This window comes from Aquimarina longa SW024 (assembly GCF_001401755.1).
Lineage (GTDB): Bacteria > Bacteroidota > Bacteroidia > Flavobacteriales > Flavobacteriaceae > Aquimarina > Aquimarina longa.
Window position 1 is genome coordinate 170,200 of sequence record NZ_KQ474106.1, and the last position, 18,228, is coordinate 188,427.

Sequence of the window (18,228 nt, forward strand, 5' to 3'; positions counted from 1 at the left end):
AAAAACTTACCCTTCTCATAGCAGTTAATCAAGAAAACTTAGTAATTAAATATGTATTTTTGCCGTCTCAATTTCAACTGTTTTTTCGCTATGAAAACTGATTCTTTTAAACTACGTCATATTGGTCCATCAACAAAGGATCTTGACAATATGTTAAACACAATTAAGGCAGATTCTATAGATCAATTAATTTATGAAACTGTTCCTGATGACATACTTCTAAAAAAGCCATTGAATCTTGCTCCTGCTATGAGTGAGCAAGAATACTCAGCTCATATGCAAAAGCTTTCCGCAAAAAATCGAGTATTCAAAACATATATAGGATTAGGATATCATGAAGCCTGTTTACCCGCAGTTATTCAGCGTAATATTCTAGAAAACCCAGGATGGTATACCGCATACACTCCATATCAAGCAGAAATTGCACAAGGTCGGTTAGAAGCGTTATTAAATTATCAAACGATGGTTTGTGACCTTACTGGTATGGAATTAGCAAATGCCTCTTTATTAGATGAGAGCACAGCTGCTGCAGAAGCGATGACAATGCTATATGCAGTACGATCAAGAGATCAGAAAAAAAATAAGGTCGCTAAGTTTTTTGTTTCTGAAGAAATATTACCTCAGACCCTTTCTTTATTAGAAACTAGAGCTATTCCACTTAATATTCAATTAGTAGTAGGGGATCATCAACAATTTGATTTTTCTTCAGAGTTTTATGGTGCTATAGTACAATATCCAGGTAAATCAGGACAAGTATATGATTATGCTGATTTTGTAGAAAAAGCACATCAAGCCGAAATCAAAGTAGCAGTAGCTGCAGATATTCTAAGCTTAGTATCATTAAAATCTCCTGGCAGTTTTGACGCAGACGTAGTAGTAGGTACTACACAGCGTTTTGGAATCCCATTAGGATATGGTGGACCGCATGCAGCATATTTTGCTACACGAGAAACATATAAAAGAAATATCCCTGGTAGAATTATAGGGGTTACCCAAGATTTAAACGGGGATCGTGCTTTACGAATGGCATTACAAACCAGAGAACAACATATTAAAAGAGATAAAGCAACTTCTAATATATGTACAGCACAAGTACTTCTTGCTGTTATGGCAGGAATGTATAGTGTATATCATGGATCAAAAGGTTTATCTTATATAGCATCTAAAGTAAACAGATCAGCACGCACATTAAGCTCTGCGTTAGAGTCTTTAGGATTTGAACAATTGAACACTACTTATTTTGATACCATACGTATCAAAGGAGATGCGAATACAATACAGAAAATAGCAGAAAAACAAGAAGTAAATTTCTACTATCCAGATACAGATACGATTTCAATTTCAGTAAACGAAGCAACTACAATCGAAGACTTAAATAATATTGTCTCTATTTTTGCTGCAGCTACCAATAAAGAAACAATAACTATTTCTGAGATCGCTGATTCTGATACTATTAGTAAAAATCTAAAACGTAATACCGAATTTTTAACAAACGAAGTATTCAACACTTATCATTCTGAAACCGAATTGATGAGGTATATCAAAAAGCTAGAGCGTAAAGATTTATCTTTAAATCATTCTATGATTCCATTAGGATCATGTACAATGAAACTGAATGCAGCTTCAGAAATGTTACCTCTTAGTGACCCTCAATGGGGAAATATCCATCCTTTTGTACCAATTACACAAGCAGAAGGATATCAAAAAGTACTTAAAAAACTCGAAGACCAGCTTACAGAAATTACTGGTTTTGCAGCCACATCATTACAACCAAATTCTGGAGCGCAAGGAGAATTTGCTGGATTAATGGTCATTCGTGCATATCACGAATCGAGAGAAGATCATCACCGTAATATCTGCCTAATACCATCCTCCGCTCATGGTACTAACCCTGCTTCTGCTGTAATGGCAGGTATGAAAGTAGTTGTTACCAAAGCTACAGAAGAAGGTAATATCGATGTAGAAGACCTTAGAGAAAAAGCATTAAAATATAAAGATAATCTCTCAGCTTTAATGGTTACCTACCCATCCACTCATGGAGTATATGAATCTGCTATCAAAGAGATTACTAAAATCATCCATGACAATGGAGGACAAGTATACATGGATGGTGCAAATATGAATGCTCAGGTCGGATTAACTAATCCAGGAGTAATTGGAGCTGACGTATGTCATCTTAATCTACATAAAACCTTTGCCATACCACACGGAGGAGGAGGACCTGGTGTAGGTCCAATTTGTGTAGCAGAACAATTAGTTCCTTTTTTACCAGGTAATCCTCTTATTACATCAGGAGGAAATCAAGCTATTTCTGCTATTTCTGCAGCCCCTTGGGGGTCTTCTTTAGCATGCCTAATATCATACGGATATATCACTATGCTAGGAGCAACAGGACTAAAAGAAGCTACTCAATATGCTATTCTAAACGCTAATTATATTAAAGAGCGTTTAAATGGTCATTATGATGTATTATATGTAGGAGAAAAAGGAAGAGCTGCTCATGAGATGATTATAGATTGCAGACCATTTAAAACTAATGGAATAGAAGTAACCGATATTGCTAAACGATTAATGGATTATGGTTTCCATGCCCCTACAGTCTCTTTCCCTGTTGCAGGAACCATTATGATCGAACCAACGGAGAGTGAGAGTCAATCAGAACTAGATCGTTTTTGTGATGCGATGATTTCAATCCGACAAGAAATAGCAGAAACAAGTACTGACAATCCAAACAATGTAATGAAAAATGCACCTCATACCTTAGCTATGCTTACGGCTAATACATGGGATTTCCCATACTCTAGAGATCAGGCAGCATACCCATTATCATATATTGCAGAAAATAAATTTTGGCCCTCTGTACGTCGTGTAGACGATGCTTATGGAGATAGAAATTTAATCTGTACCTGTACTCCTATAGAGGAATACATGGATGCTGAAGCCTAAAACTATTATTTTATATTTAAAAAGAGGCGGCTTTATAGTCGCCTCTTTTTAAATCAATAGCTTTACTTAGAATACAACTTAGAGAATTACTATTTTATAAAAAGTTAAACATCTATCCTATGAAAGATATTACTTCAAGACAAGATATAGAATTTCTAATGAAAGCTTTTTACAAAAACGCATTTGATAACCCCGTAATTGGTGTGTTCTTTACCAAAATTGCAAAAATTAACCTCCAAGAACATATTCCAGAAATCACCGATTTTTGGGAACAACAGTTATTTAGGACAGGAACCTATAAAAAAAATGTAATGCAGATTCATAAACAATTGAATACTAAAAAAAAGTTTGACAAAACTCACTTTGATACTTGGTTATCCTTATTCCATAAAACAGTAGACAACAATTTTAAAGGACAAAAAGCAGAACTCATCAAAACCAGAGCTTTATCAATTGCTACAGTTATGCAATTAAAAATAGTATAATCTATCTAATTCTCTATTTTTACATTTATATTTACTTATATTAATACTATTATGTACGAAGGAAGTTTTCCTCATAAACGATATCAAAAAACTTTAGAATTCCTCAGAAAAAACTCCCCTGCTCCTAGCACTATTCTAGATCTGGGTGTAAGAAATCCTTTTGTAGAGTTTATGGAAAAAGAAGGATATAACGTATCCAACACCTCTGGCGAAGATTTAGACATAGACACACAAGCCGTACAAACCGATAAATTTGAAATCGTTACTGCTTTTGAAATTTTCGAACACCTCATCGCTCCTTTTAATGTACTACGAGACATTAAAGCCGATAAGCTAGTCACTTCTATTCCATTAAAACTATGGTTTTCGCCTGCTTATCGTAGCAAAACAGATCCTTGGGATAGACACTATCACGAGTTTGAAGATTGGCAATTCGACTGGCTTCTAGAAAAAGCAGGTTGGGAAATTAAAGCCAGAGATAAATGGACACACCCTATTAAAAAAATAGGTCTTAGACCTTTACTACGGTTTTTTATCCCCAGATACTATATTATATATGCCGAAAGAGTTAAAAATCAATGACATGTCGGCTTAGTCATTATCTTTAAACAAAAAAACACTTCTTTGAAAACATATATTGTTATACCAGCTCATAATGAAGAACGTTTTATTGCCAAAACACTTGATTCTCTGGTTACACAGACAGTACTACCAACCAAAATAGTAGTCGTAAATGATAATTCTACTGATCATACAAAAGATATTGTTAATCAGTTTGTAATAAAATATGATTATATAACATTAATTGACACCAATTCTTCCAAAGATCACATGCCTGGAAGTAAAGTAATCAATGCTTTTTACCAAGGTTACAAAACCTTAGACACGGATTATGATATTATATGTAAGTTTGATGCAGATCTAATCTTTCCTTCTAATTATTTAGAAGAAATCGCAAATCATTTTAACACCCATAATCATATCGGAATGGTAGGTGGATTCTGCTATGTTGAAAAAAATCAAGAATGGATATTAGAAAATTTAACTAATAAAGATCATATTAGAGGAGCCTTAAAAACATATCGAAAAAAATGTTTTGAAGATATTAATGGACTCAAACCCGCAATGGGTTGGGACACTATAGACGAACTACTTGCACAGTATCATAACTGGACAATCAAGACAGACACAACATTACATGTAAAACACCTAAAACCTACCGGAAACACTTATAACCCAAAAGCTAAGTATAAACAAGGAGAAGCTTTTTATCGTATGCGATATGGATTCTGGATTACTTTAATTGCTTCCATTAAACTAGCTTTATTAAAAAAGCAACCTAAACTTATATTCGATTACTTAGCTGGGTACTTTATCGCAAAGAGAAAAAAACAATCCTTTCTTGTTTCTAAAATCGAAGGAGAATTTATTCGTAAACTTCGATGGAAAAAAATAAAAAAGAAATTACTATAAGTATTATTTAAATTATCAATTTAATATCATTTTTTTATTTAAAAAATAATTATAAAATTAATGCTATATTCATACTATCAATTTATTCCAAAATACAAGCTCATGAGAATCACACAATTTTTTCTAGTATGTAGTTACATCTTATTATTAAACTCTTGCAACAAACAAAACAAAACAGGAAAAGTAGATTATGTTTTGTTTTCAGGAAAAATCAGTAACACTACAGAGCATGAACTTAGTGTAGTGGACAGTAACAATGATTTTAATGTCCTAATCCCTATTAACGAGGATGGTACATTTTCTGATACTTTAAAAATAGAGTCCAAAGGCTCTTATAGTTTTATAATTGGTAATGAACATTCTTATATGTTTTTAGACCAAGGAGATCAATTAGAGTTATCAATTGACACTAATAAGTTTGATGAGAGTATAACATATACAGGTACAGCCGCAGATGTAAACAACTATCTTGCTAAAAAAGTTTTATTGCAAGAGAGTTTTTTATCTAATGGACCAAAAAGTTATGAAACCTTATTTAGTAAAGAAGCAACAGAATTCAAAAATGAAGTATCAAAGCAGAAATATGCTAAAAATGAACTTTTAAAAAAGTACCCAAATTTAGATCCCCAATTTGTGACTGATCAGACCAAAGAAAATCATTATGAATACCTATCGATGCTTAATGATTTTAAAGAGACACATACATATTATACCAAAAAATCAGCATACGACACTCCTAAAGGTTTTCTAGACGAGTTAAAGGATTTTGATATTGATAACGCTAATGATTTCAAAACCTCTCAAGCCTACCAAGAACTGATTATCAGCATTTTTAATAAATTATCTAGTGAAAAAGCCTCTAAAGACAGTATCCCATTAAGTAAAGTCCTAAAAGAAAGCTTATCTAATATTAAAAGTAAAAACATCAAAGACGCTTTAATAAAAGAACTCACAACTCAGATATCTCCTAGAAATGAAAATGTAGCTGAATTATACAGCATGATTATAGAAGTCTCTGATGACAACGAAATGAAAGATGAACTTACTCAAAAATTCGAAAAAATAAAACGATTATTTAAAGGTAATAAATCACCATTGTTTAGTAATTACAAAAACTACAGTGGAGGTACAACTTCTCTTAATGAGCTTCTAGGAAAGTATGTCTATATCGATGTTTGGGCAACATGGTGTGCTCCCTGTAAAGCTGAAATCCCATATCTTAAAAAAATTGAAGAAGAGTTTCGTCATAAAAACATAGAATTTGTAAGTATATCAATAGATGAGCAAGCAAAATACGATACTTGGAAAAACATGGTATCAGAAAAAGAACTAAAGGGAGTTCAACTATTTGCAGATGATAACTGGTCTTCAAAATTTGTAACCGATTATATAATCCAAGGAATACCACGATTTATTTTAATAGACCCTGATGGTAATATTGTAACCGCTAGTGCTCCAAGACCTTCTGACTCTAAGCTCTTAGATCTTTTTAAAGAATTACACATCTAATTTGTTTTGTATATATAACTGCTTCTTTTTAATCCATAATTCATATATCATAAAAAAATGCTCTCTTTGCTTTAAAAATAGTCCAAGTAAAAACATTTAAAAACAAAACAACTTTAATTGCTGGAGAAACTAGCGGAATTGGTAAACCAACAGATAATACCTTAATTAAAGAAGGTGCTATAACATGTAGTTGGTAGAAACATTTCTAAAATACTCTCTTACGCAACATCTGGAAATGGAACTTGCTGATTACAGAATTAGAGTAAATGCAGTATCACACGTAGTAGTACCCCCCTATGTATGATAGTGTTTTTGGTCGTGCCGATGAGGCAAAAAAAGCTTTAGTTGGATTTAATAATTCCTACCCTATAGGAAAAAATAGAACATCACAAGATATCGCTAACAGTATTACCTTTCTACTATCAGATCAAACATCTTGGGTAACAGGAGCTATATGGGATACTGATGGAGGAGTCATTGCTAGACAAAATTAAGTATTCAATAAAAAATTAAACTAAGCTAGCTTGTCTAGAACAAATTATCATTACATCTAAACACAAGCTTAGCTTAGTTATACACTTATTATTCTTCTAACACAAAAGAAAGAACATCTCCTGTCGCTCCATTAGGAAAAGTAATCCCTAATAAAGCAGAAATTGTAGGAGCTATATCCGGAATAGATGTTTTTTGAGTAGTACTCCCTTTTTGTATTCCTTTTCCAAAAAATAACAACGGAGCATGAGTATCATACATCAAACCACTACCATGAGTTGATCCTGTTTTAGAATACGATATCGTAGCTGGATCCATTACAACAACAACATCTCCACTCCTCTTTTGATTATACCCTTTTTGAATTAATGCTGCAATACCTATAGAATACTCCGTATTCTGTAATTGACTCCTAGTAAACACTTTATCAACTTGATCTTCTTGTAATATAAAGTGAGCTATAGATTGCTCTAATTTTTGAGGAATGATTCCACTTTTTTTCAAATTCTCATAATTAAAGAATATTTGATGATTCGATATATTTTCGATTAAATCATCTACCTTAAACTTGTCTTTTACAAAAGTTTTAATTTTAGCTTCAAAAGCATCTCTATCAAAATATCCTGCAGGAATCTTAACCGATTTCAAATAAGATGGTACATGAACTGCTCCATGATCTGCAGTAAGAAAAACAGTATATTCTCCCTTACCCACTTTAGCATCTAGAGCTGTAAAAAAACGTTCTAGGTCTTTATCTAATCGTATATACGTGTCTTCAATTTCTTTAGAATTCACACCAAATTTATGTCCTACATAATCTGTACTAGAAAAACTGACCGTAAGAAAATCAGTAATCTTATCACTCCCTAACTGTTCTCCATCAATAGCTGCAATAGCAAAATCAGCAGTCAAACTATTTCCAAAAGCGGATGCTTTAATAATATCAAAACCATAATTCTGATCCTTTAACTTTGCTAAATCATAAGGAAATGTAGCCGTTTCTTTCCCCATATACTTACCTTCAAACTGATTTTGATCAGAACCACTCTCTACATAAGTATCGATATCACGTAGTGTATTCCATACTTTTAGATACGATTCTGCCTGATCAGAATCATTAAACTTCTTAACCCAGTCTGGTAGCTCGTTACGATAATAGGTACTAGTAATCCATTTTCCTTCATCCTTACCTCTAAACCAATATGCTCCATTAGCAGAATGCCCAGCTGGTAAAATTGCTCCTCTATCTTTTATGGCAATACCTATTGTTTTTCCTTTTAACTGAGTGTGTAGCCTATTTTGATCTGCTACCGTAGTAGTTTTCATTCTACGAGGAGACATTCGTTCTTTTTCGCTATCAGATCCTACAGCTTTAACCAAAGAGTCACTAGCACAGTATACCATTGCTTTACCAAACTTATCATACCAGTTATTAGAAATCACCCCATGATTTTGTGGTGTCGTTCCTGTAAAAACAGAGGCATGCCCTGGTCCTGTATACGTTGGGACATAATTGAAGTGATTATTCTTACAATTAAAACCTTCATTAATCATACGCTTAAAACCTCCATTACCAAACTGAGTATAAAAACGAGTTAAATAATCATATCTCATTTGGTCCACAACAATACCAACCACTAATTTTGGTGAACTATTAATAGTAACTTCTTCTTGTGAGTTACAAGGTATATAGCACATTGCAAGCAATGTGATTAGGAATATTTTTTTAATCATTATTTTTTTTAAATTTAGATTGCTAAAATACTATTTGTATAAATGTGAAACTTTAATAGAAGGTTAAATGCTATGGATTTTTTTTTTTCTATTTTAGCCTTTCTAATTATAATGAATGTTTTATTTAGACGATATTGGACGTTATTTTTTGATGCTTAAAGGAGTTTTTAGTCGAATGACTAAACGTTCTGTCATCCGAAATCTAATTTTTAAAGAGATCGACGATCTAATTATAGGATCCTTGGGGATAACAGTATTCTTAGCTTTTTTCATTGGTGCTGTTGTAGCTATTCAGACTGCCCTTAACCTTACTAACCCTCTTATTCCTAAAAAACTTATTGCCTTTGCATCTAGGCAGTCTGTAATATTAGAATTTGCTCCTACTTTTATTTCTGTTATTATGGCTGGTAAAGTAGGATCTTTTATTACTTCTAGTATCGGAACAATGAGAGTTACTGAGCAGATCGATGCTCTAGAGGTGATGGGTATTAATTCTCTTAATTATTTAATTTTCCCAAAGATTATAGCAATGCTCACCTACCCCTTTGTGATTGCAATCGCAATGTTTACAGGAGTATTTGGAGCGTATATTGCTGGGGTATATGGAGGTTTTATCTCTAGTTCGGAGTTCTTAACCGGATTACGAGAAGAGTTTATCCCTTACCACCTTGTATATGCTTTTATGAAAACTTTTTTATATTCTTTTCTACTAGCAACCATACCTTCTTTTCATGGATACTATATGAAAGGTGGTGCATTAGAAGTTGGTAAAGCAAGTACTTCTGCTTTTGTATGGACTACAGTTGCTATTGTCATATCTAATTATATTCTGACTCAATTATTACTAAGCTAAATATGATAGAAGTTACTAACTTACACAAAGGATTTAATGGTGAAAAGATCTTAAAAGGAATCACAACCTCTTTTGATCGGGGTAAAACCAATCTCATTATTGGTACTAGTGGAAGTGGTAAAACTGTTTTTCTAAAATGTCTTTTAGGGCTTTTTACTCCAGAGCAAGGTTCTATATGCTATGATGGTAGTACATATTCAGATCTCGATGAAGAGCAGCAAAGAGATTTAAGAGAACAGATGGGTATGGTTTTTCAAGGAAGCGCACTTTTTGATTCTATGACTGTAGAAGAAAATGTAATGTTTCCTTTGATGATGTTTACTAAGCAAAAAAAAGAAGAAATGCTAGAGAGGGTTCACCAAGTATTAGAGCGTGTGAATCTTGAAAATGCTGATAAAAAACTACCCTCAGAGATTAGTGGTGGAATGCAAAAACGTGTTGCCATTGCACGTGCTATTGTAACTCGCCCAAAATATTTATTCTGTGATGAGCCAAACTCTGGTCTCGATCCCAGAACAGCTATTGTAATTGATAATCTTATCAAAGAAATAACCGAAGAATATGATATCACTACAGTGATTAACACTCATGATATGAACTCAGTGATGGAAATTGGAGAAAAAATCGTTTTTCTAAAAAATGGCTACCTAGAATGGGAAGGTGACAAAAATCAAATCTTTAAAACCGATAATGAAGCGGTAACAGAATTTGTATACTCTTCTAATCTGTTTAAAAAAGTTAGAGATGCACAACTAAAAGGATTATAATGGTTATTTTACAAGTCTCCTTGCTAAATATCTAAAAAATCATTAGTAAACTCATCGTATATTCTATTTTTTGATGTTATCAAAACCAATTATCTATGTGCTTTTCCTGATTTTTTTAGCAATCCTAAGATTAATGCAATAGAATATATCCAGATGACATATGAAATAAAAGAACCTGCATCAAAAATAGTAAGAGCTGGAAATACTACTTGATAATTCATAAAAACTAAAACATCTAATACCAATCCTGGTAAAACCATTAACATCGTAGCCTCTAAAATCTCTGGTTTAGTCAATTGAAATTTAGTGTACACTATAGAAGTTAAAAAGTATAATATTGGGATAATTCCAAAATAAAGCAATAACATTACTAATAAGTTATTAGTAAGAAAAAAAGAATCTCCCCAAAGACTAAAAGGTATTGTTCCGAATAACCAAACTAAAAAACCTAATACCAAACTAAATTTTTTGTAACTCATAATTTTACTGTGATTTAATAATTTATATCACAAAATTATAGTTAGTAAGATTATTCTTCATTGACTATAGTTAAGAAATGAGTTATATCAAAAAGTTTAGATTTACAACAAGAAATAAGTCGTTATAATAATCTATTCTGAATTACTATTTTTTGGTTCAGGGAATAAGTTTTTTAAAACTATTAGATAAAAAACCAAAATAGATGTCGTTAGGGTACCACAAACAAAAATAAATTCTGTTTCAGATACTTTAAAAAAATTTATTTGTTCAAAACCATGTAGTATTATAAAAACTCCAACAAAAATTGCCCAGACGGATGAAAACCAAAAAGCTTTTCTTGCATTATTTTCACGTAAAGTTCTTTCTGAATCTTCTTTTTTCTTTCGTAGTCTAAACTCTTCATGTCTTATCCATTCATCAATATTAGATAAATCCCCATCAAATAATTTATTCTGTTCTAAATTAGATGTAGCAGTAGTTGTAGTAGCAGAAGAGTCTGCCCAATTCGATTGGTTAAAAAAATCTTCGATAGATTTTTGATCAGACACGGCTTTTTTCTTCAATTAAATCTTTATAATACTTTTTTATTTTAGACATGGAGATAGGCACGTTTCTACCTCCATTATAAGAAGTTTCCCAAGGAGTACCTTTTTCATGGGTTTTATCAGAAAGCTGACTTCCCGAATAGTCTTTATAGTGTTTCCAGATGGTATTTAAAAAGTCTTTATCATCTTCTTTAATAACATTTTCTGAATATAAATCTAGAGTTTCTTGATCAACATAGCCACTCCCAAATCTCTTTATAACATGATATAACTCAGGAATAACTGTTCCATATTTCCAAGCTTGTATTTGGTTATTAAAAAGAGGTTTTTCTTTAAAGCCTAAATACCACCCATGTGCAATATAAGTAAGCTTTAGTAATTTCATAGGATCAATTCCTTCTCCTTCCTTTTTTGCTAATTTCACAAAGTATTCTGCTATATCAAAACAGTTATACATATTATTTAATCTTTTTACAAAGTTATTAAAATAAAATAATTATATACACTAATCTACTTACAACTTGTTTTTTAATGGTCTCAAAAACAGTTATTTCATAAAATTACTTCTTTATTTTCTATATTTTTGAATATTTTATAAAATATAATTATTCTACGTACAGCGTATCAGCTTTTATCTCTTTGGTTATCCATTCTTGTAATACTTTTACTCTAAGAGCATCTAAACTATCAGATACCTGAAACTTCCACTTTGGAAAAATAACTTTTACGGTATCCACTTTTAAGAAATTGGATTTTAATACTTCTCCATATCCTAATTCTGCCAAATCAGGGAAACGTATTTTTGCATCTTTTGCGATACTACCATAAGACAACACATCTGTAAGAGCCTTTTTATCAGATTCTTTAAGCTGTTTATTCAGCTCATCAATTTTGGTCTTTAAGTCTATAATCTGAGTGTTTAATGCTTCATTAGTATTCTGTAATCTATCTAATTCTGCAATCGCGCGATCATATGCTTTTGATACCTGATCTATTCCTCTTGCTTTATTACCTCTTACGGTGAGTTTAAAGTCACTAATATTATCATATTTTAAAATCTCATTCTGTAAATCACTAGCTGTAGCTTCTGTAATCTCTCCATCAAAAAACAATTTTATTGTCTTATTTTCATAATCATATATTGGTTTCCTAAGGTATAGATTTTCGTTTGCTTCAATTTCATTAGCAAGAAAATTTTCATAAGCTCCCTGAGCTTGACTTTCATTAAGTGTTACTACAAATGTGTATATCGCAGGAATCATAACCAAAATCGCAACAAATGAAGCTAACTGCGCTGTACGTTTTCTCTTAGCAGAATTTGCATAACGAAGCATTGGAAATTTTAACAGTTTTAGAACAAGAAAGGTTGCTAATGCAATAAAAATAGTATTAATTGTAAACAAATACATTGCTCCAATTGCATAATCATACTTACCAATAGCCAATCCAAAACCTACTGTACATAAAGGAGGCATTAAAGCTGTTGCAATTGCAACACCAAAAATTACACTCGCAATAGTTCCTTTTTTTGTTCTAGCAATTATTAATGCTAGTCCTCCAAAAAATGCAATTAATACATCTCTAATATCTGGTTTCGTTCTGGCTAAGAGTTCTGAGGATTCTTCTTTAAGTGGAAATATAAAGAAAAACAACCAAGCAGTAAGTACACTTAGCACCACCATAACTCCAAAATTAATCAATGATTTTTTTAAGGTATCAATATCATTAACAGCAATAGACATCCCCATACCTAATATAGGTCCCATTAATGGAGAAATTAACATCGCTCCTATAACTACTGGGATCGAATTCGCGTTAAGTCCTATAGAAGCTATAAATATAGAACATATTAAAATCCATGCAGTAGCGCCTTTAAAAGGAATATCTGCTTTTATCAATTCTATGGTACTTTCTCTGTCTGTATCTTCCCTAAAATCAAGTAATTCTTTTAAAAAAGATATTCCACTATTAAACAACCCTCTTGCATCTTTTTTTACTGCTTCTTTTTGTTGTTCTACTTTTTCTTCTTGGGTTTGTTCATTAGGGTTTTGAGTATTTTCTGCCATAGCTATCCGTATTGTTCTCCGTATGTTTCTTTTACTTTTTTAAGTACTTCTTTGATATCCTGTTCTTTCGTTTTAGGGTAAATCAAAAGCACCTCTTGCTTATCTACAATAATATAATCTTGTAACCCATCAACTACTACGACTTTATGATTCGAAGTTCGTATCATATTACCTGATGCATCTTCTGACAACACTTTAGCATTAACAACAGCGTTATTGCTTTCTGTTTTATCTAATTTGTCATATAAAGATCCCCAAGTTCCTAGATCGCTCCAATCAAAAGTAGCTGGTAATACATATATATTATCTGCTTTCTCTAAAATAGCATAATCGATTGATATATTTTCTGCTAAGGGGTAATTTATTTGTATAAAATCGTTTTCTTGTTCAGTATTATAGATGAGTGACCCTTTCTCAAATAATGTGGTCATTTCTTTTTGAAATTTTGAAAAAGCACTTACAATGCTCTCTACACTCCATATAAAAATTCCTGCATTCCATAGATAATTGCCTTCTGATATAAATCTTTTGGCAGTTTCATAATTTGGTTTTTCTGTAAATTGAGCTACCTTTTTATTAGCGATTGTAGACTCTTTATCATATTGAATATATCCATATCCTGTATTAGGAAATGTAGGCTGAACACCTAATGTCATCAAAATATCATTCTCTGAGCATGCTTCAAAACAGTGTTGTAAGTTTACTACAAAAGCATTTTCGTCTTCGATCCAATGATCACTAGGAGCAACAACCATTACTGCATCTGGATTCTCTTTTTGTATCTTTAATGCTGCATATAGTATACATGGCGCTGTATTACGCATTGCAGGCTCAGTTACTATTTGATTTTCTTTTGCTTCTGGCAATTGCCAAAAAACCAATTCCTTATATATCTCGTTAGTAAGTATAATTATATTTTCTTTAGGTACAATCTTGGCTAAACGCGAAAATGTACGCTGAATCAACGTTTCTCCTGTACCTAACATATCATGGAATTGTTTTGGGTATTCGGTAGTACTCACTGGCCAAAACCTTGATCCTACTCCACCTGCCATCAATATTGCGTAATAATTTTTATTCATAGTCAATTCAATAATTCTACTTCTGCATTGGGGTTAAAAAGGTAAACCTTACCTGTATCAAGCTCTACACACTCATATCGTTTTACTCTTTTATTTCCTCTCTTAAAAACTTTTCCATTATACAATCGAAAAACACTTCCCAAAGGCAATTCAAAGATATAATTTTTATCATTAGCAGGGTCATATTGTTTTAATGCTAGTGCTAATTTTTCATCCGTATCACTACTAGCTCTAGGGTTTTTAAAATGATGTGCTATAACAGGCAATAATTTAGATGGGAAAATCTCTGGATTAATATAGGGTAACATTAATTGTTGAAAGGTTCTTTTCCACTCTATCCCATGTGGTTTTATATAACGCCCATGGTTCTCAAAAGTAACCAAATGTGCTATTTCATGAATTAAAGTAATCAAAAAACGATATACATTAAGAGATGCATTTACTGTAATCTGGTGTCTACCATCTGGCATTTTGCGATAATCTCCATGCCGTGTAACTCGCTCATTGACTATTTTTAGATGTACATTCCATTTTATAATTAAATCAAATGCTGGTTCTACAGCACGCTCAGGAATGTATCTAGCCAGTATTTCCTTCATTAGCGCAAAATACAAAATTAAGTGCATCCTGTCGATGCACTTAATTCATTATTTTCTTTGCACTATGCTATTTTTTTAAGACTATTCCATTCCTACATAAGTCTCCATAAGTCTAGCAAATTCTGTTCTATACCCATTAGCATCATCTCCCTTATTACTCTTAGCCAAAGAGATCATATCTTTCGTATTTTGGTTTTTAAGATATTTTGATTCTCTAAGTTTCATACCAAACCATGCTACTGAAGCTGCAAATTTAAAATCTGTTGACGTTTCCTTTGTAGTTGCTTTATACAGATAAACTATTTCTTTACTTTCATTCTCTGTTAGTTTTTTATATCTAAATTTTACAGTAAGCACCTCATCTTCATTAGCTTCTATTTTATCGGTATTTGTATATTTCAACGGCGAAACTTTTTTAAGGTATTCGCTTTTTACTCCAACTGGTAGTATTTCATATAATGCTGTAACGGTATGACCACTACCTAATTCGCCCGCATCTTTGGTATCATCTATAAAATCTTCATCTTGTAACAATCGATTTTCATAACCAATCAAACGATATGCTTGTACTATAGAGGGATTAAACTCTACCTGAATTTTTACGTCTTTAGCAATTGTAAATAGCGTACCTCCAAACTCAGTCCCTAGAACTCTCTGAGCTTCTTGCATGGTATCTATATATGCATGATTACCATTCCCTGCATCTGCCAAAGTCTCTAACTTACTATCTTTATAGTTACCCATTCCAAACCCTAAGCATGTTAGAAATATCCCTGTTTTTCTTTTTTCTTCAATTAAATCCTCCATTGCTCTATCACTAGTTAAACCTACATTAAAATCTCCATCAGTAGCTAAAATCACTCTATTATTGCCTTCTTTAATAAAATTATCTTTTGCAATTTTATATGCCAGATCAATCCCTTCTCCCCCTGCTGTAGAACCTCCTGATGTAAGATTATCTAATGTTGCTATAATTTTCTCTTTTTTATCTCCACTAGTAGATTCTAAAACAACTCCTGCAGCACCTGCATATACCACAATAGATACTTTATCTTGTTTCCTTAGCTGTTTTACCAATAGTTTAAATGCTTTTTTTAATAAAGGTAACTTATTCATTTTTCCCATAGAACCAGATACATCTACTAAAAACACTAGGTTAGAGGCTGGTATATTATCCGTTGATATCTCTTTACCTTTTAGTCCTATTTTAACCAATTTTGTTTGCTCATTCCAAGGGGTATCTCCTGATTCTACATGGACAGCAAAAGGATCTTCACCTATAGGTTGCACATAATCATACTTAAAATAATTAATCATCTCTTCTATCTTAACAGCGTCTTTAGGGATCTTCTGTCCATTATTAATCATTCTCCGTATATTACTATATGATGCTTTATCTACATCTATCGAAAAAGTAGATAATGGTGCTAAGTGAGTTCTCTTAAAATCGTTTTCCGTAATCTCTTTATAATCTTCGGGATTTTGCGCTCCCTCTTCCAAAGCATCAATTGGTTGCTCTAAATCAGTACTTCTTTCTACAACAATCTCTTCATGATGATCCTTGTATTTGTTAGGGTATTGATTACATGAACTTATTCCTAAAAATAATATACTCAGTAATGCTACTTCAATTTTTTTAATCATCTTTGTTTTCATCATCTATAATTTTATTTTTTTAACTGAAAACAAACTTAAAAACTAGTGTAATTTATCTATTGAAAAACACTTGTAAAGCGTTTGTAAAACATTTTACAAAACACAAATTAATCATTATCAATATATTAAAATCATAACTCCCGAAAACAAAATAGCATTCGATCTACTAAAAAAAGTAGTTACTCAGCAGTTTCTGAAAACAAATACCGCATCCAGTCATGCTATTTCTGATTGGAAAGGACAGGATATTGTATTGTTTCAGGAAGATTTACAGAAAACGGTAAACTCATCTATTAGTGAAAAATCTTTCTATAGCTATTTTAAAAACACCTCCGATAAATTACCTAGAGTAGACATCCTTAATCTACTATCACAATATTGTGGATATATAAATTGGAATGATTTTAAAAATAATCATACTTCTACAACATCTATAAAGAAACCATTTACGATCTCTAAATGGTTTTGGATACTTCTTTTAGGTCTTGGAGTAGCTACTATAACATACATATCAATTCCTAATGAGAATACTTTTAGTTTTTGCTTTATTGACCAAGACAGAAACCAACCTATTACCAAAACTCCCATAGATATTATCATACTAAATAATAAAGAATCTCCTTCGTACTCAAAAAGCGATAGCACAGGTTGTTTTATCTGGAAAACAAAAGACGATTATATTCGTTTTATAATACAATCTCCTTATCATAGGACAGACACCATATACAGAATAGCTTCTTCTAATCGTTTTGAGAATTTACAAATCCAAACAGATGATTATGCTTTGATGCTTCATTACTATGCCAATGGAAAAGTAAATGATTGGAAAAAAAGAAGAAAAGAATTATCTAGGATAATTGCTAGTGATGCAACTATTTTTCAGGTACTACCACAACGATTAGGTATTGAGATATATACTAAAGATGAATTTATCAATAAACTAACGACACCTACTAAAAGTTTAAAAAATATCGAAATCATAGAATCCAGAAAAATAAATGGGCAGATTGTTAAACTAAAATTCAGAATAAAATCATGAAAAAGTTTATATCCATTCTCCTATTTCTCCTCTCTTTTAGCTGTGCTAATAATATATCCAAAAAAACGGAAGCAAAAGCTTCTGATAATTTTGAAATTATAGAAAGAGAAAAAACTATTGTATCTGATACCGATGCTTATACCTTATTAATTACACAAAAACTACAGGAATATCTAGATAAAAAAATAGTAGCTAAGACAAATCCTAATTTTAACATTAACATAGAAAATACTACTCTTTTTTCTGTAACAGAAAACACTAAGCTTAACAGTGTTACTCTCATAGCTCCTTTTGAAACTGTTTCTGATTCTGTAAAGAAAGTTCTTACAAAAATTGTTTTAGAGCATAAAACGGACACGATACTTACATTCATTAAAACTTCGGAAATCAACATCGAAGGAGAGCAACTTATTACCAAAAAAGTTTTTTTTGATACAATTAAATAACTCTATACCAGTTATACTTTAAATTCGTTATGAAAAAAAATCAACTATTTTTTGTT

18 protein-coding genes are annotated in these 18,228 nt (G+C 31.9%); 10 read left to right on the plus strand and 8 right to left on the minus strand.

What is annotated here, in order from left to right; all coding sequences use genetic code 11:
* The first annotated feature begins 90 nt into the window (after positions 1-90).
* The 6 genes from gcvP (at position 91) to N456_RS21915 (ending at position 6,907) form a co-directional block, all read left to right on the plus strand.
* Positions 91-2,946 carry an aminomethyl-transferring glycine dehydrogenase gene (gene gcvP, locus N456_RS21890; protein ID WP_062062161.1) on the plus strand — a complete coding sequence of 952 codons (2,856 nt, stop codon included), beginning with the start codon at positions 91-93 and terminating at the stop codon, positions 2,944-2,946.
* 119 nt (positions 2,947-3,065) lie between these two features.
* Entirely contained in the window at positions 3,066-3,431 is a 366-nt protein-coding gene (locus N456_RS21895; protein WP_062062164.1) for a group III truncated hemoglobin, read from the plus strand.
* 51 nt (positions 3,432-3,482) lie between these two features.
* Positions 3,483-4,013, plus strand: coding sequence for a class I SAM-dependent methyltransferase (locus N456_RS21900; RefSeq protein WP_062062167.1), 531 nt, complete (start codon positions 3,483-3,485; stop codon positions 4,011-4,013).
* Positions 4,014-4,055: 42 nt separating this feature from the next.
* A complete protein-coding gene (locus N456_RS21905; RefSeq protein WP_062062170.1) occupies positions 4,056-4,904 on the plus strand; it encodes a glycosyltransferase family 2 protein in 849 nt (282 codons plus the stop codon).
* A gap of 102 nt (positions 4,905-5,006) precedes the next feature.
* Positions 5,007-6,413 (plus strand): TlpA family protein disulfide reductase, encoded by a 1,407-nt coding sequence (locus N456_RS21910; protein WP_158447948.1) that lies wholly within the window; start codon positions 5,007-5,009, stop codon positions 6,411-6,413.
* A 296-nt stretch (positions 6,414-6,709) separates the two neighbouring features.
* Positions 6,710-6,907 carry an SDR family oxidoreductase gene (locus tag N456_RS21915; protein ID WP_240315576.1) on the plus strand — a complete coding sequence of 66 codons (198 nt, stop codon included), beginning with the start codon at positions 6,710-6,712 and terminating at the stop codon, positions 6,905-6,907.
* Between the two features lie 88 nt (positions 6,908-6,995).
* Here N456_RS21915 and pafA read toward each other — a convergent pair whose 3' ends face one another.
* Complete coding sequence (pafA, locus tag N456_RS21920) at positions 6,996-8,639, minus strand: alkaline phosphatase PafA (protein WP_148639410.1); 1,644 nt, start codon at positions 8,637-8,639, stop codon at positions 6,996-6,998.
* 115 nt (positions 8,640-8,754) lie between these two features.
* Here pafA and N456_RS21925 point away from each other — a divergent pair, with 115 nt between their 5' ends.
* Together N456_RS21925 and N456_RS21930 are read left to right on the plus strand one after the other, a co-directional pair.
* Entirely contained in the window at positions 8,755-9,492 is a 738-nt protein-coding gene (locus tag N456_RS21925) for an MlaE family ABC transporter permease (protein WP_062062175.1), read from the plus strand.
* 2 nt (positions 9,493-9,494) lie between these two features.
* Entirely contained in the window at positions 9,495-10,259 is a 765-nt protein-coding gene (locus N456_RS21930) for an ABC transporter ATP-binding protein (RefSeq protein WP_062062178.1), read from the plus strand.
* An 89-nt stretch (positions 10,260-10,348) separates the two neighbouring features.
* Here the strand turns inward: N456_RS21930 and N456_RS21935 are convergent, their stop codons facing one another.
* The 7 genes from N456_RS21935 to N456_RS21965 form a co-directional block, all read right to left on the minus strand.
* Complete coding sequence (locus N456_RS21935) at positions 10,349-10,738, minus strand: DUF5367 family protein (protein ID WP_062062181.1); 390 nt, start codon at positions 10,736-10,738, stop codon at positions 10,349-10,351.
* Positions 10,739-10,870: 132 nt separating this feature from the next.
* Complete coding sequence (locus N456_RS21940; RefSeq protein WP_148639411.1) at positions 10,871-11,302, minus strand: hypothetical protein; 432 nt, start codon at positions 11,300-11,302, stop codon at positions 10,871-10,873.
* Entirely contained in the window at positions 11,280-11,741 is a 462-nt protein-coding gene (locus tag N456_RS21945; protein WP_062062186.1) for a Panacea domain-containing protein, read from the minus strand. Before N456_RS21945 ends, N456_RS21940 begins: the two co-directional genes overlap by 23 nt.
* A 148-nt stretch (positions 11,742-11,889) precedes the next feature.
* Positions 11,890-13,350 carry a DUF389 domain-containing protein gene (locus tag N456_RS21950; RefSeq protein WP_062062189.1) on the minus strand — a complete coding sequence of 487 codons (1,461 nt, stop codon included), beginning with the start codon at positions 13,348-13,350 and terminating at the stop codon, positions 11,890-11,892.
* A gap of 2 nt (positions 13,351-13,352) precedes the next feature.
* A complete protein-coding gene (locus N456_RS21955) occupies positions 13,353-14,432 on the minus strand; it encodes a mannose-1-phosphate guanylyltransferase (RefSeq protein WP_062062192.1) in 1,080 nt (359 codons plus the stop codon).
* 2 nt (positions 14,433-14,434) lie between these two features.
* Positions 14,435-15,031 carry a SprT-like domain-containing protein gene (locus N456_RS21960; RefSeq protein WP_062062195.1) on the minus strand — a complete coding sequence of 199 codons (597 nt, stop codon included), beginning with the start codon at positions 15,029-15,031 and terminating at the stop codon, positions 14,435-14,437.
* 81 nt (positions 15,032-15,112) lie between these two features.
* A complete protein-coding gene (locus N456_RS21965) occupies positions 15,113-16,690 on the minus strand; it encodes a YfbK domain-containing protein (protein ID WP_062062198.1) in 1,578 nt (525 codons plus the stop codon).
* 250 nt (positions 16,691-16,940) lie between these two features.
* Between N456_RS21965 and N456_RS21970 the strand changes: the two genes are divergently transcribed.
* On the plus strand, positions 16,941-17,726 hold the full coding sequence (locus tag N456_RS21970) for a hypothetical protein (RefSeq protein ID WP_062062201.1): 786 nt from the start codon (positions 16,941-16,943) through the stop codon (positions 17,724-17,726).
* Complete coding sequence (locus tag N456_RS21975) at positions 17,723-18,172, plus strand: hypothetical protein (protein WP_062062204.1); 450 nt, start codon at positions 17,723-17,725, stop codon at positions 18,170-18,172. The genes N456_RS21970 and N456_RS21975 overlap by 4 nt, the downstream gene beginning before the upstream one ends.
* The last annotated feature ends 56 nt before the right edge of the window (positions 18,173-18,228 follow it).